The 21268-nt window shown below is 62.9% G+C and carries 14 protein-coding genes, 1 tRNA gene and 3 pseudogenes; 6 read left to right on the top strand and 12 right to left on the bottom strand.

Annotation, left to right across the window (positions count from 1 at the left end; genetic code table 11):
• Positions 1-85: 85 nt before the first annotated feature.
• Positions 86-2029: a transketolase gene (locus tag ACQS5P_RS12485; protein ID WP_428936944.1), complete on the top strand. Its 1944-nt coding sequence runs from the start codon at positions 86-88 to the stop codon at positions 2027-2029.
• A gap of 91 nt (positions 2030-2120) precedes the next feature.
• Positions 2121-3026, top strand: coding sequence for an MBL fold metallo-hydrolase (locus ACQS5P_RS12480; RefSeq protein ID WP_428936943.1), 906 nt, complete (start codon positions 2121-2123; stop codon positions 3024-3026).
• 13 nt (positions 3027-3039) lie between these two features.
• Here ACQS5P_RS12480 and ACQS5P_RS12475 read toward each other — a convergent pair whose 3' ends face one another.
• The 3 genes from ACQS5P_RS12475 to ACQS5P_RS12465 all read right to left on the bottom strand — a co-directional run bounded on the left by ACQS5P_RS12475 (position 3040) and on the right by ACQS5P_RS12465 (position 7417).
• Entirely contained in the window at positions 3040-5268 is a 2229-nt protein-coding gene (locus tag ACQS5P_RS12475; protein ID WP_428936942.1) for a glycoside hydrolase family 3 C-terminal domain-containing protein, read from the bottom strand.
• 67 nt (positions 5269-5335) lie between these two features.
• Entirely contained in the window at positions 5336-6520 is a 1185-nt protein-coding gene (gene rsgA, locus ACQS5P_RS12470; RefSeq protein ID WP_428936941.1) for a ribosome small subunit-dependent GTPase A, read from the bottom strand.
• A gap of 51 nt (positions 6521-6571) precedes the next feature.
• Positions 6572-7417, bottom strand: a complete 846-nt coding sequence (locus ACQS5P_RS12465; protein ID WP_428936940.1) for a helix-turn-helix transcriptional regulator — start codon at positions 7415-7417, stop codon at positions 6572-6574.
• A gap of 152 nt (positions 7418-7569) precedes the next feature.
• Here ACQS5P_RS12465 and ACQS5P_RS12460 point away from each other — a divergent pair, with 152 nt between their 5' ends.
• On the top strand, positions 7570-8664 hold the full coding sequence (locus ACQS5P_RS12460; protein ID WP_428936939.1) for a glycosyltransferase family 2 protein: 1095 nt from the start codon (positions 7570-7572) through the stop codon (positions 8662-8664).
• A gap of 368 nt (positions 8665-9032) precedes the next feature.
• Here the strand turns inward: ACQS5P_RS12460 and ACQS5P_RS12455 are convergent, their stop codons facing one another.
• From ACQS5P_RS12455 to ACQS5P_RS12420, 8 genes and pseudogenes are all read right to left on the bottom strand, one after another.
• Positions 9033-9404, bottom strand: coding sequence for a hypothetical protein (locus ACQS5P_RS12455; RefSeq protein WP_428936938.1), 372 nt, complete (start codon positions 9402-9404; stop codon positions 9033-9035).
• A gap of 13 nt (positions 9405-9417) precedes the next feature.
• Positions 9418-10635 (bottom strand): RHS repeat-associated core domain-containing protein, encoded by a 1218-nt coding sequence (locus ACQS5P_RS12450; RefSeq protein ID WP_428936937.1) that lies wholly within the window; start codon positions 10633-10635, stop codon positions 9418-9420.
• A gap of 94 nt (positions 10636-10729) precedes the next feature.
• Positions 10730-11857 (bottom strand): hypothetical protein, encoded by a 1128-nt coding sequence (locus tag ACQS5P_RS12445; RefSeq protein ID WP_428936936.1) that lies wholly within the window; start codon positions 11855-11857, stop codon positions 10730-10732.
• Positions 11858-12189: 332 nt separating this feature from the next.
• Positions 12190-13037 (bottom strand): annotated as a pseudogene (locus ACQS5P_RS12440) (IS5 family transposase).
• A gap of 956 nt (positions 13038-13993) precedes the next feature.
• Positions 13994-15163 (bottom strand): RHS repeat-associated core domain-containing protein, encoded by a 1170-nt coding sequence (locus ACQS5P_RS12435; protein ID WP_428936935.1) that lies wholly within the window; start codon positions 15161-15163, stop codon positions 13994-13996.
• Positions 15164-15342: 179 nt separating this feature from the next.
• A pseudogene (locus tag ACQS5P_RS12430) lies at positions 15343-16217 on the bottom strand (IS5 family transposase).
• A gap of 129 nt (positions 16218-16346) precedes the next feature.
• The gene (locus ACQS5P_RS12425) at positions 16347-17660 is read right to left on the bottom strand and encodes an IS701 family transposase (RefSeq protein ID WP_428936934.1); all 1314 of its coding nucleotides are present in this window, start codon (positions 17658-17660) and stop codon (positions 16347-16349) included.
• A 59-nt stretch (positions 17661-17719) separates the two neighbouring features.
• On the bottom strand, positions 17720-17956 hold the full coding sequence (locus ACQS5P_RS12420) for a hypothetical protein (protein ID WP_428936933.1): 237 nt from the start codon (positions 17954-17956) through the stop codon (positions 17720-17722).
• A gap of 268 nt (positions 17957-18224) precedes the next feature.
• Between ACQS5P_RS12420 and ACQS5P_RS12415 the strand changes: the two genes are divergently transcribed.
• The 3 genes from ACQS5P_RS12415 to ACQS5P_RS12405 all read left to right on the top strand — a co-directional run bounded on the left by ACQS5P_RS12415 (position 18225) and on the right by ACQS5P_RS12405 (position 20116).
• Complete coding sequence (locus tag ACQS5P_RS12415) at positions 18225-18593, top strand: hypothetical protein (RefSeq protein WP_428936932.1); 369 nt, start codon at positions 18225-18227, stop codon at positions 18591-18593.
• 219 nt (positions 18594-18812) lie between these two features.
• A complete protein-coding gene (locus tag ACQS5P_RS12410; protein WP_428936931.1) occupies positions 18813-19967 on the top strand; it encodes a hypothetical protein in 1155 nt (384 codons plus the stop codon).
• A 75-nt stretch (positions 19968-20042) separates the two neighbouring features.
• Positions 20043-20116: transfer RNA gene (locus tag ACQS5P_RS12405), tRNA-Arg, on the top strand.
• Positions 20117-20376: 260 nt separating this feature from the next.
• Here the strand turns inward: ACQS5P_RS12405 and ACQS5P_RS12400 are convergent.
• Positions 20377-20724: pseudogene (locus tag ACQS5P_RS12400) on the bottom strand (hypothetical protein); the annotation flags it as partial.
• Positions 20725-21268 lie beyond the last annotated feature (544 nt).

Here is a 21268-nt window from a genome sequence, read left to right as displayed (position 1 = left end):
GACTTCGGCGAGGTTACAACCTGGTCCGCGCCAAGATCCGCAGCCATTGCCGCGCCTTGGCCGCACCGTCAGGGAGGAACCGACGATGAGCTTCGCCGCCGCCGTCCATCGAAAGGCGATCGAACTGGCCAAACTCTCCGTGGAGATGACCACCGCCGCTGGCAGCGGGCATCCGTCCAGCGCCCTGTCGCTGGCGCATCTGGTCACCGTCCTGATGTACCACCAGATGCGCTGGGATCCCCGCGACCCCTGGAACCGTGCCAGCGATCGGCTGGTCCTCTCCGAAGGCCATGCCGTGCCGATCATCTACGCCGCAATGGCGGATCTGGGCGTGATGATCGGCAAGTCGCGCGACGAGGCGCGCCCGATGACCCGTGACGACGCGATGAAGCTGCGCGCGATCGATTCGCCCATCGACGGGCATCCTAACCCCGGGCTGGGGGTGCCCTTCTTCGATGCCGCCACTGGCTCGCTTGGCCAGGGCTTGTCCGTCGCCGCCGGTCTGGCGGCGGCGGCGAAAATGGACGGCGTCGACCGTGACATCTACTGCCTGATCGGCGACGGCGAAGCACGCGAAGGACAGATCTGGGAGGCCATGGATTTCATCGTCGATCATGCCCTGGTCAACTGCGTGCCCATCTTCAACTGCAACGAGCTGGCCCAGAGCGACTGGGTCAGTCCCCAGCAGAGCTTCCAGAGCATCCGCGACAAGGCTCAGGCGTATGGGTTCATCGTTCGCGTGATCGATGGTCATGATCCGGATCAGATCAGTCGCGCGCTCAACGAGCTTCATGTGGTGAAAAACGGGCATCGCCCACTGGCGATTGTCGCACGAACCATCAAGGGATGGGGCTCGCCGGCCGAGCAGGGCATGGGCAAGCATGGCACGCCGGTCAGCGCGGACAAACTCAAGACCGTGCTTGCCGAGCTGGACCAGACCGCGCGCGAGCTGGGTGTGGCTGACTCGACCCCGGCCACCAGTCACTTGAGCATCCCGGCTCCAAGGGCCACGGCGTCGGCCATGAATCACGACACCCGCATCACCATCGCGCCGTTCCTGGAAGGCCTGGCCGCCGTCGGACTTGACAAACTCGCCAGGGAAAACAAACCCATCGCCACGCGCAAGGCCTACGGGGCGGCGCTGCTGGCATTGGGGCGGGCCGACTCCCGCGTCATCGGACTTGACGGAGACGTCAAAAACTCCACCTACGCCGAATGGCTCGCCCAGCACCTGCCGGAGCAATACCTGGAATGCAGGATCGCCGAGCAGAACATGATCTCGGTGGCGGTGGGGTTGGCGGCGGCGGGGAAGATCCCGTTCGTCTCCACCTTCGCCAAGTTCGTCATGCGCGGCTACGACCAGATCGAAATGGCGATCATCACCGGGGCGAACATCAAGGTGGTGGGCAGCCATGCGGGCGTGACGCCGGCCGCCGACGGACCCAGCCAGATGGGTCTGCCGGACGTGGCTTTCTTCCGCAGCTTCACGCGCGTCCAGAACTACGCCGGCCAGACGGCCGTCCGATACTTCTTCCCCTCCGACGCGGTGAGCTGCTATCGCATCGTCGAGCTGATGGCCAATCTCAACGGATGCTGTTACCTGCGGACGCTGCGGGCGGACTTGAAGCTGCTGTACAGTCCCGACGAGCGGTTCGAGGTCGGCGGATACAAGGTGCTGCGCGAGGGCGGAGCGGGCGTGTTCGTCGCCAGCGGGTACATGGTCCACGAGTGCCTTGACGCGGCCAGGGAGCTGTCGCAGAACGGGCAGGACTTCACCGTCATCGACGCGTATTCCCTGCCGCTGAACACGCAGCAGATCCTGGAGATGGCCCAGCGCAACGGCGGGCAGATCATCACCGTCGAGGACAACTACAGCGGCGGGCTGGATGTGGAGCTGGCCAGCGCCATCGCCACCAGCGGCGCCGACGTGCGGTTGCGCAGCCATTACGTCACCCGCCTGCCCAAGAGCGGCCGCCAGCCGCAGCACGTGCTGGCCTATCTGAATCTGGACGCCGGGAGCCTCCCCTGAAAAAGGGGTCGGGAGTCTTTTCCGGCGCCGGAAAAGACTCCCGACCCCTTTTCCGGTTGCATTTGCCCGGCGGCGGGGCAAGAATCGGGCGATGATGGGCATGTGCCTGCAAATGTGCGTCCTCGCCAGCGGGTCCGCGGGAAACTGCGCGGTGCTGCGAGCGGCGGCGGATCAGGTCATGCTCCTGGACGCCGGAATCGGGCCGCGCACGACCGCCCGGCGGCTGTGCGGCACCGGCGTGAGCCTGGGCGACATCCGCGCCATCTGCCTGTCCCATCTGGACCACGACCACTTCTCCACGACCTGGCTGAACACCATCCACAAACAGGGCATCCGGGTCTTCTGCCACGAAAACCACTACCCGCACCTGCGCGCCCGTCTGGCGGAACTGAAGGCGCCGCCGATTCCGCTTCAGACCTACAACGGCCAGCCGTTTGAGCCGATCCCCGGCCTCGTCTTTCACGCACTGCCACTGGCCCATGATGAAACCGGCTCCAATGGCTTCGTGATCGAGGGTTTGGGCGGACGCATCGGCTATGCCACTGACCTGGGACACGTGCCCCCAGCACTTCTGGAGCGGTTCTGCGATCTGGACGTGCTGGCCATCGAGAGCAACTACGACCGCCAGATGCAGTTGAACAGCCCCCGGCCATGGATGCTCAAGCAGCGGATCATGGGTGGACGGGGACACTTGTCCAACGAGCAGGCGCTGGAGGCGGTGCGGGCGATTCTGGATCGCTGCCAGCGGCGTGCCCGGCCTCTGCCGCGGCACATCGTCCTTCTGCACCGCAGCCGCCAGTGCAACTGCCCCCGGCTGTTGCGGTCACTGTTCGAACAGGACAAGCGGATTGCGCCGCGCCTGACATTGGCCGAGCAGTTCGCCCGCACCGAATGGCTCTCGGTTCGTCCCGACCGACGCCAGTTGGCCGGCGAGCAACTCAGCCTGCCCCTGCACACTTCAGGCCATCGCAGCCCTCAGTACGTCCCCCGCGGCTGAATAGGGCCCCGGTTCACATTGCACTCGGCCCAATCACCTGGATGATCCTGCGAAGACGAATGTCGGCGGAGGATGCACCGAGCATGAGTTCGACGCGCCCCGGCTCAACCCGCCAGCCGCGCTGGGCCGCGTCCCAGTACGCGAGCTGAGAGCCCCGCAGCGGAATCTTCACCGTCACGGTCTGCCCCCGCTCGATCGCCAGACGCGCAAACCCGGCCAGTTGCCTGATCGGACGATCCACCTTCGAATCGAGGTACCTCACGTACAGTTGCACGACCTCCTCGCCGCTGCGATCGCCGCTGTTGGTCACGTCGGCGCTGACGGTGATCTGGCCTTGAGCATCAATCGTCTGCTCAGAAACGCAAAGATTCGAGTAGACAAACGTGGTATAGCTCAGCCCGTGCCCGAAGGGATACAGCGGCTGGCCGGTGAAGTACATGTACGTCCGCCCGCGACGCAGGTCGTAATCGAACAGGTCAGGCAGGTCATCAAGGGATCCTGGCCAGGTCTGCACCAGCCGCCCAGCCGGGTTGTAGTCCCCGAACAGCACATCCGCCAGCGCGCTGCCGGTCTCCTGGCTGCAGTGGGTCATGTGCACGATCGCCGGAATGTGCTGCTGCGTCCAGTTGATCGCATAGGGGAAGCTGCTGATCAGCACCACAATGGTCCTGCGGTTCGCCTGGTAGATGCGGCGGATCAGCGGCTGCTCGTCCAGCTCCAGCGACTGGCGATCGACCGCTTCCTTGCCCATGCTCGGAGAGATGGTTCTGGCCCAGCCGGCGTCGCAGGTGGGATGGTTTCCGACGACCATGATCACCACGTCGGATTCTCGCGCCAGCTTCACGGCTTGCTCAGCATCCCCGCCGGTCGCATGAGCGACCGTCACATCCGCCCCGACCTTGGCACGGATGCCTTCCAGCGGCGTGATGCGATACGCCGGCCCGCCGCCGTACCAGTCGGGAATGACCTGATCGGCCCACCTGCCGATGACAGCAATCGACTTGAGCCTGGAGCGATCCAGCGGCAGCGCCGCGTTCGCATTCTTCAGCAGCACGATGGATTTGAGGGTGACGAGCTTTGCCAGCGACTTGTGGGCTTCGCTAAGCCACGGCGGGCATGGCTCGCCATCGCGACCGCGCGACACGGCAGCGCCCGGTGGTTGAACAGCGGCGCCGATGCTTGCGTAAGGCACCATCTCCGGCGGATCCCACAGCCCCAGCCTGATCATCACCCTGAAGTTGCGCCGCACCGCCTGCTCGATCTCGCGCTCGCTGAGGTAATTTCGCTCGATCGCCTGCTTGATCGCATCACGGAACTGATCGAGGAACTGGCTGATGCCGCACTTGATGCACCACGCCGCCGCCTGCGCCAGATCCGGATAGTAACGATGCGCGGTCACAAGCAGCTTCAGTGCCCCGCCGTCGGTGCAGATGATTCCATCCAGCCCCCATTGGTCGATCGTCACGTTCTTCAGGACCGGGTGCACCGTGCAGGGAATGCCGTTGTGGGCGTTGTAGGCGGCCATGAAACAGTTGGCGCCGCCTTCGACGATCCCCATGCGAAACGGCGCCGAGTAGTACTCTTGGAACAGGCGCTGGTCGAAATCCGACGAGGACCGCTCGCGCAGGGTTTCGTTGCTGTTGGCCAGAAAGTGCTTCAGCAGCGGCGCGGTCATCCAGTAGCGGGGGTGATCGCCCTGCAAGCCGCGCACGAACGCGACGGTCATGCTGCCGGCAAGAAACGCGTCTTCGCCGAAGCATTCTTCGGTGCGTCCCCAGCGTACATCCCGGCCCAGGTCCGCATTGGGAGCGCGGACCACCAGTCCACCGGTGGCGTACTGCGGATTCTGAAACGCGTACCGCGCCTCATAGGCCTGGACGGCGGCGGCTCGACGGACCAGCTCCGGATCCCAGGTCATCGCCAGGCCGATCGCCTGTGGAAAGCTGGTCGTCGGCACGGGCGGCTTGGGCGCCCAGTTGGCCGGGCCTGCCAGCGCGGCGCCATGCAATCCCTCGATATGGCCTGTGCCGCGGATGCCCAGCCGCGGAACCGACGGGTTGGTACTCAGACACTCGATCTTTTCCTCCAGCGTCATCAGCGACAGGGCGTTGTCGATCCGACGCTCCGGATCCAGATCGGGATCCTGAAAAGGCCAGGCATGACCGCAGGCGGAGGCGTTGCCGTCGGGCGGATGATCGATGAAGGTGGCGGTCGTTGTTCGCCGGGGTGGTGCAGGGGGCAAGGTCACGGGTTCCTCTCATTGCAGCAAGCGCTTGCTGCAACAGGTTAACCGATTCCGCCGCCCAACGCTACTCGCCCGCCGCCTGCCCCGTCGCCAGCGATTGCAGGATCCGCTGGTAGCTGGCCTGCCGCCACGGCGGGGCGCTGCCCCCCGACACGTCCGGAAAATACTCCAGCAGATTCTGCTCGCTCAGGCCCCACAGCCCGAACAGCTTCACGCCCGGCGTGTCGATCACGTACCCGCCGAAACTCAAGGCGTATCGCCTGGCCGAGGTTGTCGTGTGCCGCCCCTTTCCCGTGTATCCGCTGATCGCCCCGATGCGGATGTCCAGCGTCGGCTCCAGCGCGCGAATCAGGCTGCTCTTGCCCACGCCGCTGTGGCCGGCCAGCACCGTCGTCCGCCCCCGCAGCACCTCGCGCAACTCTTCCAAACCCACACCCCGCGGCACCGAAGTTTGCAGCGTGCGGATGCCCAGCGATGAATAGTGTCGCAACGCCTCCTGCGCGAACAGCCACTGCTGATCCTCTTCCAACTGATTCGCCGCAGCGCCCCCCTGCCCAGAAGCCGAGTCACGCGCCAGATCGATCTTGTTCAGGCACACGATCGGCTCGAGCTTGCCCGCCTGCGCCGCGACGATCATCCGATCGACCAGCCCCCACTTCACGTCCGGCTCGCGCAGGCTCGCCACGATCAGCATCTGTTCAGCATTGGCCACGATCGGATGCGCCTCGAGCTGCTTGAAACTGTCGGCACGCGTCAGCACGGTTCGGCGCGGCAACACCTGTTCGATCACTCCCTCGGGACGACCGGATTCGTTCACCGTCCCCAGATCCCGGAAACGAACCTCGTCGCCGACAACGATGTCTCCCTTGAGCACCTGCGCCAGCGTCTTGCGCACCACGCACAGCCAGGTCTGTCCCTCATGTTCCACGTCGCAATACAATGAATAGACCTGTACGACCTGGCCGATGGGAAGCGTGTGCAGGTCGGATAGATCCGCCTGCTCCTCGGCGCGCATCAGCGCCGTGCGCAGCGTCTTGGTCTGCTGGTGATATTTGCTGCGGGTCGTGAACCGCTGGACCGGATCGATCAGGTCCTCGTCCAGCTCGCCCGCGACGAATCGCCGCGTCAGGTCTTTCTCACGCCCGAGCTTCTTGGGCTTACCCTTCATCGCCTTGGCCAACTCCGTAGTGCTGCCGTGTCGGCTGTTTCGCCGGTTGACCCTTGCCACCGCCGCGCCCGCAGGCAACAACTGTTGCCCGATCCTGCGCCCGGGGTAAATGGCTCATGCCATGAATTATGTTCAGGATTGCTTTTCCGGTGGAAGACTCAACTGGGGAAGAAATGTGGCGCGGATCTTGCCCGCCTTGGCCAGCAGTTCGCCGCGGCTGGAAACCTCAAACCGCTGGTGAAGCGCCTTGACATAGTTGTGTACGGTGTGCTGGCTGAGATCCAGCTTGATCGCGATCTGTTTTTCACTGGCGCCTTCCAGCAGCGCCTCCAGCGTCTGCGCCAGCCGCGGAGGAAGATCGGCGTTGGGGTCCTGCGCCCGGCGGATCGCGTCCTTCCGCCAAAGCCGACCCAGTTCCACGTGAAACAGCCTGACCAGCCGATGTTCCGCCTGCGTGAACGGCTGATCCCCTGACGCACGATGCAGGCCCAGTTGATCCACCGCCCCGGCGTGCGGCAGGGCGTATTGCGAGAGGATGAAGCACGTCCCGCCGTACAGCGGTCGCGCCGGCTTCACCGGCACAAGCTCCTCCACCGCCCCCGGCGGCGGCGCAGGCGCGGGCTTCTTCGACGACCCCCTGGCCCCGCCCCCGGCCGGCGGCGCAGGCTTGCCCGCCAGCAACCAGTATGCATCCGGCGTCTCGTCCTGACGCTCCGTGTGAATCTGCCACACATGACCTTCGGAATCGCAACCCCACCCGATGTCGATCACCCGCATCCGGCCCGTCCCAGCGGCCTTGCGAAAGTGAATCTCCGAGCTGACCACGATCTCCGCACCCAGCATCTGTCCAAGACGACGGATCATGTGCGGCCGCCACTGCTTCGGGTCCGATCCCAACTCGCGGACCTCCCCGATCAGGCGGAAAACCCGCCGGACGTCACCCAGCTTCAGCGGCGTGTGCGGCGCGGCATTGTTCATCGGCGTCACCGCGGTATTGTCGTCTACCTCACCATCAAACGCAACGTTTGACCCTCCATGGGGGTGTGTTTTCGCCGCAGTTATCGGCCGGCCCACCAATCCGAACTCCGCGCCGCCACGGCATGCGCGCCCCATCGCCGCTTACCTGCCCCTTGGACTGTGACGATGATCACTACGTGCTGCTGGATGAAGCAATCATCACCACCCGCGTCCGTCCCCGCGTCTGCATCGCAATGCCCCTCCGCAACGCACAACAACACCTCGCACGCACCATTGAATCGATCCTGGCCCAGACCTTCTCGGACCTTGAGCTGGTGATCTGCGACAACGCCTCCACAGACGCCAGCGAGCAAATCTGCCGTGAGTTCGTCCGGCGTGACAAGCGCGTGATCTACACTCGCCTGCCGCAGACGATCAGGATGGCCGATAACCGCCAGCGGGCCTGCCGCCTGGGCGCAGGCTCGCAGTTCTTCAAGTGGGCGATGCCCGGGGAGCTGTTGCCATCAACCTTCATCCAGCGATGTGTCGAAGCACTGGACCGCGATTCGACGGCGGTGCTGGCGTTCGCCCACGCCCGGCGCTTCGAGCAGCAACAACAGATCCATCAACAGCATCACGCAAGACTCGCCAGCGACTCGCACTGTCCGACCCAGCGCTTCGCCGCCATCGCGCTGGCCAATCACGCGCTCGGCGACCAGATCGAGCTTCTCGGCCTGTTCCGTCGTGCCGCCCTTGAGCTGATCCCCCCGCCAGCCGACCATCCCGCCGCCGAACGCGTCTTCCTGGCGAGGCTGGCGCTGGTTGGGCGATTCGTACAGGTGCCCGAAGCGATTCTGCTGGCATGCGATCCGTCGGGATCCAACCTCGGCCTGGCGAATTGCTCCCCACGCAACCGCCACATGACGGCCATCACACCGCCGCTCATGCAACATGCCGCGCAGATCGGCTTTCCCGAATGGCGGCTGATGCTCGAATACCTTCGCAGCATTCAGTACGGCTGGCTGAGCCTGCGCCAGCGCGCCGCCTGCGCCGCAGTCGTCCTGCACCGCCAGCTCATCGATGGCAACTGGGTCCGGCTGACGCGCGACGTCGCACTGGCCGGCCAGAAACTGCTGTCGCGGCTGATCCGCAGGCCCACGCCCGACCTCGTCGCGACGACTGCCACGCCCCCGGCGATCGCGCCCTCAGTCTCGGCGACCACGCTGCCCATGCCCGCCGCCGCGCCCTCCGTGCCCAAAGCCGCGTAACCTGCACAAGCACACGGCCCATGTGCGACCCCGTTGCCGCACAATCCCGGCCCGACCCGCCATCCGGCAGCGAGCTGGCCAAGCCCCAGCACGTTCCAGTTCGCGTCACGGCAGGCCCAGAACAACCGCTCGCACACGTTCTCGCTGCTGTCGGGCAGCAGGTCCTGATTGATCCCCACCTGCACCAGCTCGTCGATGTATTGCGTGCCCCACACGAGCTGCTTGAGCACGGTGTCCGAGCCGTTGCGCACCTCGACGATGCTCTGGCCGTCGTCTTCGGTTGTCAAAGAGCCGGCTTTGCAAGCCATCCTTGGATAGAAGTTGGGGTCACCTTCTGTACCCTGCGTTCATCGTCAGCCTCCTCAGGCTCAACCGGCGTCCACGAGACCACGCCACTGCATTATCGCTCGCAGCGCGACCGAAAAGGTCACGAACGGCATCGCCGCGAGCGCAATCGCCAGTAGGCCGGAGAACCAATGCCGTCGCCCGTGCTGCCGCACACTGATAGCCAAAATCCCCAGCGGTAGGGCCACCGCAGCCGTCAGGACCGCCATGACCATCTCGTACATGACGAGGTTCAGCGGCCGTATCCGAGTACCGGTCGGTACGTTCCACAGCGTATGCACGACCAACGCAGCGGCGAGTAGATTTCCCAGAGCACTCACCAAGAGTGCAGCGGACCCAGTGTGCATCCAGCGCGGCGGGCGCGTCAGCGTGGCATAAGGGAGTGTCGTTTTCATCCTCGTCTCGCCGTTACTGTTGAGGAGCCGGAGGACCCAGAGGTGGTACTGGAACGGGCGTCGCATCGCTGATTAGAGGCGGCGCGCCAATGAAGAACTTCAACTTCGGCACGTACGTATAGCACGGCTTACAGAAGTTGTTCAGATGCCCTTCAATTGGCTGAGACGGTAACATAAGCAAATAACCCCAAGTCAGCCAAGCGGTCCGCCCGGGGATGCCCGTCCCTCCGCGAGTTGCGTAGCGCCACCCATAGGTACGAGCTATCGCCCACGCCGGGTCTTTGCCGCTAAGACGCGTCCAGATCCCGTAAAGCCAGTAGTTCACCTCCTCTTGTGGATAGCACGTGCTGTTCACGGTGACCGTGTCAACGCCGTTGAACTTCCTCGGGCACTCCGGAGCGTCGGTGATCCGGGCGGCCAGGTCTGTGATGTCCCAGTTCGATGCTACGTTGCTGTAATAACTGTCGTCGAGTGCTTTCCGCTGCGTTGCGTTCATCCGACGCCACGCACCCACCACCCGATCCAGAATATCGAGAAGCGCTCCCGTGACATCCGGGCCGCACCTGCATCTTCCCCACGCGTCGCCCATACCATGGCGAGCCCAGCCAGCATCGGTACCATTGGGGTCAGTTCGATTGAGAGGATTAGCGATAACAGACTGGTAGAGATCGGCACCATCGATGTACCCCATCGGATCTCTCTGCACGAACCTCCCGAGGATCGGATGCATCATCCTCGCCCGGTTGTACACCAGCCCGAACTCCTCGTCGTGATGCAGGCCCTGGCGCCCGAACTCGTTCAGCGGCCCCGGCGCACGGTAGCCGATGCCGTAGCTGGTCACCACTCCGCGGAACGTGCCGGCGGTGGGGTTGGCCAACATCCCCGCGTCCCCCGTCGGCAGGCTCGGGCGGTTCACGAACATGTCGTCCAGTACCCCCGAGTCCGTCGCGTCCACAGAGCCGCTGCCGTCGAAGTCGGCCCGGTGGAACCACTGCGAACCCGACTGGTTCACCATCGCATCATCCATCATCGCGTAATCCGTCGCGTCGATCGCCCCCTCGTGGCTCATGTCCGCGATCAGCCAGCCGTGGCTTAAGACCGTCCGGTTCCCGTAAGGGCTGTACTCGTAGCGCTCGGCGAGCACCCCGCCATCCGGCAGCGAGCTGAGAAGCCCCAGCACGTTCCAGTTGGCGTTGCCGATGTACTCCAGGATGCCGCGTGACCTGTTCACTTGTCAAAGAGCGCGACAGGAGGCTGATCCGGCCACACGCGGCGCTCATCCCGAACAAAGACTCCCGACCCCTTAGATTTTCCCTCACTGGCTCCTATTTGTCAGCCGTCGTAGGGGGTGGCGGCGCATCAGATGGAGCATCGACGAGCGACGCTTCAACTTGACGACTGCGCTCCGTTCGTTTCCACTCCTCGGGTGTGAGACCCCGCGCGTAGTCCGTTATCGCCTTGTATTGAGGAAATCGGTCAATCGGCGCGTACCAGTGCGTTCCGTCCGGGCGCGTGAACTCAACGGCTATCCCAGCTATGAAACTCGTCTTGCCTATGTCGTCCCAAGCGCCCGTGCCAACAGGAAATTTCAGCGAAAAGACCGATTTCTCCGGGTCCACGCTCCGAGTAAACGCTTTGAGGTGATAGACCAGAAGGTTGCCCGCTGCATAGCCGCGGGGAACTAGCGGGTTCACCACTAGGATTCGTGCATTCTTCATTACCCACATGTCGTCTTGACGTTCGATTTCCACGTCTCGCACATGCTGGTATGCGCCTTTTGGAGGATCGAAGTCGGCCGAGAATTCAACGGGCACGAAGTCGTGGTCCGGAATGAACCAGACCTCCAAAGTTACATGTTCAAGCTCCTTGAGCGGCTCGGCGTTCCGCAATCCCCACGCGCGGAATCCACCTATGTCGCGCGGCCCGACGATCACCCATTTGCCGCGACGCAGTAACTCCGTTAACGGTTCGTCGGCACATGGGGTTGCATCTTCGATGAACCAACGCCACAGGAGCTGTCCTCCGCTTGTCCCGCGGTCTGCCGCGATCAGGCCGCGCCACCTCCGATCTGGCGCGAGTGCCGGCTCATCCATAAGGGTCGTGAGCCGGGAGCCGTCCCACGCATAGTCAAACGTCGATGACCTCTTCCCATCCTTTTTGATCACCGTTTCGTTGTTCGTGAACCTAAGGCGACCACCAGAACTGCGGATGACCTGCATTTCTCGAATTCGCACGGCCGGCCCAAGGGGCTCCAGCGGTCCTTCTTCTTCGGAGAACCGCCAACTGCTTGTCGCGAGGCGTTGCGCGCGCGATTGAACTCCCGCGATCAAATCCTCCGTTGTAAGGTCGCCCGCAACCGCCTCGCCGTTGCGCATCTGCCCAAGACTCGCGGTCGTCCAAAGCAACGCAGTTACACTCATCACGACGCGGGCCAAATGTTGGTAATGGTACATTCATGCCCTCGGTTCCAGTGAATTCCGCAGATCAAGCGCATTACAAGTGGTGAAGTTCCAGGGCCTGGGTTCCGTCACGTCTCCGATGTCGTGCAATGCTACGCATGGCAGCTTGCTGCACTTTCCGGCACCATTACATAGACACATTTCCGCGCTGCCGCAGTTGGTGCCGACCTCATCGCCAGCGGTCGCTCCGCAGCCAGGCGATGCCGGGTCACGAACGCAGAGTCTTCGAGTGCTTGGATTGTCGTTACACCTAAAGCAAGCGGCTGTGCCCGTTGGGTTACAATCATTGCCCTTGTTATCACAACGACGATCTAGGCACTTAGAAACTATCTCATTTGCCCCAACCGGCAGAGCCTCCGATACCACAGCAGCGCGCACGCGAGTGTGATGGTGCCGAGGTAGTTGGATGACTTCTTGCAATATCGCACGAGGATGCCGCGACACTTGCTCAGCCACGCGTGCGTTCGCTCGACAACCCATCGCCGCGCGGGATGCTTCTTGCGTTTGCGGCCGTCGAGTTTTTCCTGGCCGATCTGCTTGCAGTGCGGCTGGTAGCCGAACACCCGCGCGGTGGCGTCGGCGGGGGCGCCGCTGTAGCCCTTGTCCATGCACAGGTGCTGCTCCTGCTCGGTCACCGGGTTGGGCGGTTCGGTCACGACCGCTTCGAGCGTGTCCTGAAGGATCATGGAGTCGTGGACGTTGGCGCCGGCCACGACCACCGCGATCGGCCCGCCGTCGGCTTCCGTCAAAACGCTGCGTTTCGTTCCGTTTTTCGCTCGATCGGTGGGATTGGGTCCGACATGATCCCCCCAAAACGCGACTTGGACATGGCCCCGTCGACGCTCTGCCAGGCCCAGTCCACGCCGTCGAGTTCCTCGCAGGCGCGCACGAGCAGTTCCCAGATGCGATCGAACACGCCGCGTTCGATCCAGCGCTGCTGCGTGCGATGCACCGACGAATCGTCGCCGAACTCCTTGGGCAGCACGTTCCACTGGCATCCGGTGCGGAGCCGATAGATGATCCCGTCCAGCGCCCTGCGCTGGTCCACGCGCTGTCGATGCCCGCGGTGCGGCGGGTCCAGCTCGGCGAGGATCGGGGTGCTGAGATGCCAAAGCTCATCCGGGCAACTCCAGATCGTTGGCAACGGCTCGATGTGACGCTTGGTTCTGGCCATCCTTGGCTCCGGGGTAAGATTCCTACCTCGGATATCGGCCAGAACCGGTCAAATGAGATAGTTTCTTAGGGGACATCCAGGAGCCGCTATCAGGCTGATGATGACCCCACAAGAACACCCGTTACACTCAAATGGGATTCCAGCGAAATCAACCCGCCAATCCTGTTGCCCAGGATGCCGCCGATAGCAGTGCAGGGACCCACGGAGACGGCACTCACAACGCCGTATCGCACGGCAACGCCAAATGTAGCCTTGTCACGTTTCATGGTACTCTCACGCAAACAGTGCTACATGTCCTTCGAAAGCCCTGGCGCACACTAGCATAATGAGAACGCACGTTCTATCGCACGATGAGTCTTCGTCGCGGCACCCGAACGTCAGGGATATAACAGACGAAAATGTCATAGACGGCAACGGCACATCGTCACCTGCGGCATATTGCCCAGCCAACCGACCGCAGTCCATGATCGCTCACGGCTTCGGCGTTTGCTGTAAGCAGATCGTCAACTGCCTATCGGAACCCCCATACCACAACTGTAGACGCGCAGACGACCCAATATAGACGCACGCATATCTGATTGGCTCTCCTCGAACGACGAATTCGGGACGGTATAAATTCCATTGTTTCAGGAGCTGCAACAGCACATTGCGGTACTCTGCATCGACGACCTCAAGCTTGCACCCGAGCGCATTGGCGAAGGACTCAGCGTCAAGCAGATCGACCTTACATGAAATGATGCACGCCCCACCCCGAGTCGTTGTATATCCCATATAAGATAGCCCCGCATTCGGAACGAACTCGGGCAATCGCGGTCCCCAGACCGGAACCATCGATGTTCTTTCGACGCTTCCGGCAAAATCTCTCTGAACGAAATGAGCGAGCGCATGTAATAAACCCCACGCGAAGACGAGCAAAGCGCAGATGGAGAAAAGTACGAACAGACGTCGGACGACGCTCATGGCCTCCCTCCCAATGGCCTCGTCGTGGGCGGGGTGCGCACAATGGTAATCGGCCCGTCGCGGATATCCCAGGTTGACACTGTCACGTGGTAGTCGGTATCCAACAAACCGTCACCCACCCAATTCCATAAGCCTTCGAAGAACCAGTTGCCCCATCCCTGCTGCGGATCGCTCCACATTTCAGAAAGACTTTTCGCATCCACATCGTCGATCCAATCATAGAGCACCATTATCGACTTAATCTGAATAGCATTCGGGTTCTTAGGATCACAGCGAGCTCTGAGGAACCCATTGGCGTTGACAGTTGATGAACTACCCAGCCAATAGCCCCAGGTGAATGCTCTGCCAGTAACCGTCCAGAACGGCCCGCCTGCCGACGGCGCGACCTGCGGTGCGTTGGCGGAAACGTTGATCACCTGCCATTCAGCCGTCAATTTCACGTCGCGAAGGTACTTCGAATAAAAGTCAAGCATGTTTCCGTTTAGCTGCCCCCACATTTCTTTTTCCTCATCATAGTATTCATAATTGTAAATGGTGCGATTGGCGATTGTTAGCGAAACAAGTCCTCCGACCAGCCGCAGGCCGAAGAAAGCCTTGTTCAACTTGGTAGTCAGCGATTCCAGGCCGATGGGGTCGAGGAGACTCGCCGGGTTAGACGTAACGAACTGGTAAAGATTAGTGCCATCGGAATGGGGTACTTCCCGGTTTCCGTCTTGCTGCATCCACCGTCCCAGCGTTGGGCTGTAGTCGCGGTTGCGGAAGTGGTACAGGCCGCTGATCGCGTCGTACCGCCCGCCCTGGTGCAGGTAGACCCAGTTCACGCCGCTGGAGGTGCTGATGCTGCCCCAGCTCGCGTTGAAGTAGCTGGCAACGCCGTACGGGTCGTACAGGTACCGCTCCTGCACCGCGCCGGAGGTGTCGGTCACGCTGGTCACGTTGAAGTTGGCGTCCTGCTGGGCGTACAAGCGCTCCTCCAGGTCCAGGCCGCCGGCATTGTACCGCACGAGGCTGAAGTCGTCGCCGGTGCTGGGCACTTCGGTCCACTCGGCCACCACCAGCCTGCCATCGCTGTCGCGGGCGACGCTGCTGACGCTGGCGTAATCGCCACTGCTCGAGGTCACCTTCCCGTCGGAGTCGAAGCTCGTGCAACTATTCGTTCGCGTCACATTGAATTCGCCTCACCTTCAATTCGGGCTGGGATGTGAGTCTTGTGCGCTGGTCATCCCTGTGCCGCATTCCGGACAACCATTGGGAGAGGCCCTCAGATCATATCCACATTTCACACAAAGCCCCTGCTTGATCCGCTGAACCAGCTTAAGCGAACAGATCGAAAGCGCAAGAAACACTAGGCACTGTCTGAAAACAGTAGTTTGAGATACCGGCGGATTATCGCCAACTGTAGCATTCCATGGAAATGTACGGCCAGCTTCTCGAACCGCGTTCCGATGCGCCGGAACTCCTTGAGCCAGCCGACGCACTGCTCGGCCACGCAGCGGCCGCGGTAGGCCCGGCGGTCGAACCACACCGCCGGATCATGTCGAGCCAGCTCATTTTCCCTGTGCGGAATCACCGGCTCGATCTTCTGCTCGGCCAGCCAGTCGCGCACGCGCTGCACGCTGTATCCTTTGTCGCCGGCGAGCTTGCGGGGCTTGTGGCGACGCTTGCGTTTCTTTCGTCGTCGGCCGATCAGCGTCGCGATCGCCTCTGCGATGACCGATTCGGCGCGCGTCGATTCGTGGACTTGCCCGGCGGTGACTTCGATGGCAAGCGGAGTGCCCGCACCGTCAGTGACCACGTGGAATTTGGAGCCAAACCCGCCTCGCGAGCGGCCCAGTGCGTGGTCGGCGGGTTCGTCGGGGTGCCGTCGGCAACTTTTTTGTCAGCCCCGGCCGCAGCGCGGGCGGCGCGGACGGATGACCCGTCCACGCACCACAGTTCCCAGTCGATGTATCCCTGGTTGTCGAGCTTGACCTGCAGCGTCTCGATGATGCGGGCAAAGACGCCGCTTTTTCGCCACTTGCGAAAGTGGTCGTACACGGTCTGCCAGGGGCCGAAGCGTTCGGGCAGATCGCGCCAGGGCGCGCCGGTACACAGAATCCAGAAAATACCGTTGAGCAGCGTTCGTCGATCGCGAGCCGGGCGCCCGGTTCGGGCCGTGCTCCGCGGCAGATGCGGCTCGACCAACGCCCATTGCTCGTCCGTCAGCTCGTGCCGTTTCATGAGTGGCGACCTCCATGTCGTCACGGCAGTTTATGCAAATTCGGAGTTTTCAGACAGAGCCTAGCATGACAGCGCTACGTAGAGTTGACCTGAATCACCGAGCGGTGTCGGCTTTTATATGCTGCCTCGTTACGCCGTTGGTGATAGGCACATCGCTGCATCAGCTGGGACCAGGACCTCCAGTCGCGCTGCCAGAGCTTCGCCGCGAGGGTCGAGACAGCCTCGCAAACCTGCTCGAAGGTGATGAGCACATTTTTCCCCCCGCAGCCGGGTCGTCTGTTCCGACAGGAAGCACATCGCCAATCGCACGCACAGCCAGTGTCGTATCAGACTCACATAGGTTCTGACCTCGAAGGCGCCCAGTCCCGCCTCCTGCTTGGCACGCTCGAACCACTTTTCCACATGCCAGCGTGACAGCAGCACGCGGATCAATTTCTCGACGCTGGCGCCTTCGCCGGCATTGCTGATCACGTATTTGATCTCACCGGTCTTCGGCTGTCGCATCACGATCAGCCAGTACATCCGGTCGGTGGGAACGCTGAGGTTGTGGTTGGCGTGCGAGGAGTCGCTCAGATGGACTCGGGTTGCCTTGTATTCCCAGATCAGTGTCCCGCGTGTGGTGTCCTTCACCTTGCACCGCTTCCAGGGCTGGCTCGTGAACGCCGGGCTGTGCGTGCTCAGGTTGTCCACCCGCCGCGCCGCGTGAGAAGCGTACCCGCCGCTGCGGCACGCCGGACGTTTGACCCAGGCGCGGAAGCTGGCGGGCACTTCGCCCACCGCCGCCTGGCCCATCTCGTCCAGCCCGAACCAGAACGCCGGCACCATGCCGTACTCTTCATCGAAGACCACCCAGTTGAGCTTCACCCCGCCGGCCAGCGCCTGCTTCACCTGCTCCAGGGCGATCTTCCACTTCGCACGGCAGACCAACTCCGCCGGAATGCCCGCCTCCTCACAGCGGTCGCGGTCCGCCGCCCAGTCCTGCGGCAGATACAGGTCGCTGGCCAGCACGCACGAGAAGGGGTTTTTGGCATCGTTGTCGGTGAACAGCAGATGCTGGGCAACCACGCAGTTCTCGATCTTGCCCGATTCCCCGCAGTATTGCCGCTGCACCCCAGGCGTCTTGTCTCCCTGCTTGGGATGGCCGGTGGCGTCGATCACTCCGATTCCGCCCTGCGGACAACGGTCGGCCACGCGATGGATCAGCATCTTCTCCAGTCGCGCATGATCCCAGGCGAACAGGGACAAGAACTCCTGCAGCGTCCGCACCGCCACCCCGCACGCCAGCGCGATCGGCTCCACGCTCTTGCGTCGCAGGTCCGCCATCAATCCCAGCAGATAACTCTGGAAGTAATCGAAGGTCACCGCACGCTTGAAGCAGGGGCGAAACGACTGAACCCATGCCGACAACGCTGGCTGCAGAGAAGCGAGTTGTTCCGCATTCATCGCACGACTCCGGTGTTGGACCAGAATCGTCATCGACTCGCAGCCGCTCCCGGCTTGAGCTAATCTAGCGCTGTCATGCTAGTGCTGTCCCGGTACTCCGATGGATCCCTCTGCACAAACCTCCCCATCCCCGTATGCAGCATCCACGCCCGGTTGTACACCAGCCCGAACTCCTCGTCGGGATACAGGCCCTGGCGCCCGAGCTCGCTCAGCGGCTCCGGCGCACGGTAGCCCAGGTCATAGGTCGTCACCACCCCGCGGAACGTGTCGGCGGTGGGATCGGATTCAGATGTCAAAGAACGTGCCGCTGCTTTCGCCAGTGCGTTTGCATTGTGTCATGCCTGCGCCGCCGACTCCAGGAGAATCCATGACGCGGGCCCCGCGGGGCGTTCCCTGAGCTCTGAAAGATGTGCCGTGTTGCGTGAGATGCCCCGAAAAGGCGGTGTCACAGGCGTGTGGCCGGGGATCCACTACAGGATGCGTCGAATGTCGCGCTCGCAACGCCGCCGGGTATAATCCATGGACTTTCGTAACAGCAATCGGGCCGTATCGAGGATCCAGCTCATGCGTCGGATGATGCGTTTGTTTTTTCGCGACGACGCGCCGCCGGCGACGGCGGCCTGGCAACTGTCGCCACAGCAGCAACAGCAGGTGCTGGAATTGCTCTCACAAATCGGACTGGGGATTGTGTCCGAGGCGCGCGGCCCGGTGCCATTGCTGACGTTCGGGCGGCGGGTGCTGGAGCGACTCCGGATGCATCCGGCAGAGCCACCCGTTCCCCTGCCCCATTTTGCCGATGCCCTCAAACGCGTCATCCGACAGATGGATCACCAGCACCTGCGAGTGTTGTCCCCGAACACCGATTTTCCCGGCGTCGGATACGTGTATAACGCCGACGATCCTGAGACCTGGCCGGTGCGGTCCAGCCGCTGAGGTGATCTACCTCGCACAGGCAGCTCGACTTGCCGCAGCGCACCGCCGCATGGCCAATCGTCCGGGCCATCCCGATCAATCTCGACGTTGACGCCCAAACGATCACAGATGAACATGGAACCGCCGGCTGGCGCGGCTGTTGCCGGCGTCCGGGGGAGGATTCATGCGAACGTGGCGATCAAAACCGCCGCGGCGCCATGTACCACAGGAGATCGACCCGTGAAAAATGACATCAATAATCAGCTCAAACACGAGATCGACATCAGGTGGTTCACCGATCTTCTGGCCGAACATCAACCTCCGTGTGTTTCGGTCTATGTCCCGCTTCACCGTGCCGCCCCGCCGGCAGACCAGAACCCGATCCTCTATCGCGATCTGCTGGACAAAGCCGAAGAGCAGATGCTCAAGCGTTACGACATCCGCACGGTGCGGCAGATGATCCAGAAGCTGGAGTCGATCGCACCTTCGCCGGAATTCTGGGTCGGCAACCGCGACGCCATCGCCGTGTTTGTTTCTCCCGACTTTGTGCGCGTGATCGATCTGCTGGAGACGGTCAAGCCGCACGTGGCCGTCGCCGACACTTTCCATATCAAGCCGCTGCTGCGGATCCTGCAAAAGGCCGACCGCTTCCATGTTCTGTGCCTGGAGCTGAAGAACGTGCAGATGTTCGAGGGGAACCCCTGGAAGCTGGAAAAGCTGAGCCTTCGATACGTGCCACACGATGTGTGGGAGGTCGCCGGCATGACCCTCTCGCATGACGGCACCTCAGCCATTGACCTGTTGCAGGCACCCAAGCAGGCCAGCGAGGGCACCGCGCCGGTCGAGCCGGCCTCCGAGGAGATCTTCTACCACGCGGTGGATCGGGCGATCTGGGAGCATTATTCGCGGCTGTCGGGCCTGCCGCTGATCCTGTGTGCCGACGAAAAGACGAATGCCGGTTTCCGGCAGCACGCGAAAAACCCCTACCTGCTGGACCAGACGATCATGTGGGCGCCGCGCTCCCAGCCGACGGAGCGCATTCACCAGGAAGCCTGGAAAATCCTGCAACCCATCTACCAGCGACGGCTCGAAAAGCTTGCCGACGACTTCCGTACCGCCAAGGCCCATCAGAAAGGCTCCGATGAGCCGCTTCAGGTGGCCGAGGCCGCCAGCTATGGCCGCATCGGCACGCTGCTGATCGACGCCGACAAGCGGATCCCCGCACACCTGGCCCGATACAGCGGCATGATCCAGCCAACCAGCCCGGGCGGACCAACCGACGACATGCTGGACGACCTGGGCGAAATGGTGCTCCGCGCCCATGGCCAAGTCGTGGTGATGCCCAGCAACGCCATGCCCACCGACACCGGCGTGGCCGCCATTTACCGCTACTGAGCCATGTTTGCCCTGAAGGCCCCAGGAGGCTATAAATATGCACCGGCCCGCCAGCACCCGCACGGCGGGCCGCGAGCACCTTTAGCTCAATTGGATAGAGCGTCGGTCTACGGAACCGAAGGTTGCAGGTTCGAGTCCTGCAAGGTGCGTTTTCCCCTTCACCGATAAGTCCTACAGCTTCCGCAGCTTGCGTTTTTTTGACAGCCCCCTCGGCCCTAGCCTGCCCCCCACGGGGCGCGGCGGTTTGCTGAGCGCCGTGCTGCGCGACCCCGTGCGTGCCGGTCGCCGCCGCGGCCTGTGGGGTTGCCGGGAGCGGCAACACGCGAAGCGCCTGAACCTGATCGTGGCGCGTGGCGTGCATGTACCTGGCGGTCAGGCGCACATCCGAGTGCCGCATGAGCTGCTGGACCGTCTTGATCGATGCGCCGGAGCGGCCCAGTTCTGTCGCGAAGGTGTGCCTCAGTGCGTAGAGGTCGGCGAAGCGGCCCTGCTCGCAGTAGGCGATGCCGGCGGCCTCCAGGTCGGCTCGCCACATCAGATACGGCTTGTCATCAACCTCGAACACGCGCTGTCCCCTGGGCTTGCCCACCAGCCACGCTCGAAGCTGCTCGGCCAGCTCGGGCAGGATCGGCTGTACGTCCTTGCGCCGGTGCTTCGAGTAGGCCGCCTCGACGACGATCGCTGGCGCGTGCCCGTCCAGCTCGAAGCTCTCAGGCGTGAGGCTGGCGATCTCTTCGTTGCGAAACCCGGTGTGCATCTTCACCAGGTAGTACAGCGCGCGATCCTCGCCGCTCATTCCCGTGCCGTGGTACGGGCCGCTCTGCCGCGTCGTCGCCAGCACGAGCTCGAACTGCTGGCGCGTCAACGCGCGCCGCGGGTGCCGCGGACAGTCCACTGCGGCGTTGTACAACTCGATGTCGGCCAGCGGGTTGAACCGGGCGCGCCCGATCGTCGGCCGGCACATCCAGCGGCAAAGCTGGGCCGGCGCCTTGATGTAGTCGTTGCAGGTTTTGAACGACAGATCGCGCTTCTGCCGCAGGAACTGAGCAACCGCCAGCCGCAGCGTCTCGGCCGCCACATCAACGATCGTCTTGAACCTGCAGAGTCGAATCATCTTCCTGGCCCGGCTGTAGACCTCATTCGCCTGCTTGGGTGTTCGGCCGATCGCGATCATCCACGCCCTGTAGTCGTCCAAGTGGCCCGCCAGGTACTGACCGTTCTCCCAGCGGCCCAGCAACGGCGCCTTCTCGTGCGCGGCCATCTTCTCTGACTTGGTGTCGAGCTGCCCCAGGCGCTTCATG

Source organism: Fontivita pretiosa, from assembly GCF_050410795.1.
Lineage (GTDB): Bacteria > Planctomycetota > Phycisphaerae > Tepidisphaerales > Tepidisphaeraceae > Fontivita > Fontivita pretiosa.
The sequence above is the reverse complement of the archived record's forward strand: the minus strand, read 5'-3'. Positions and strand labels throughout refer to the sequence as shown.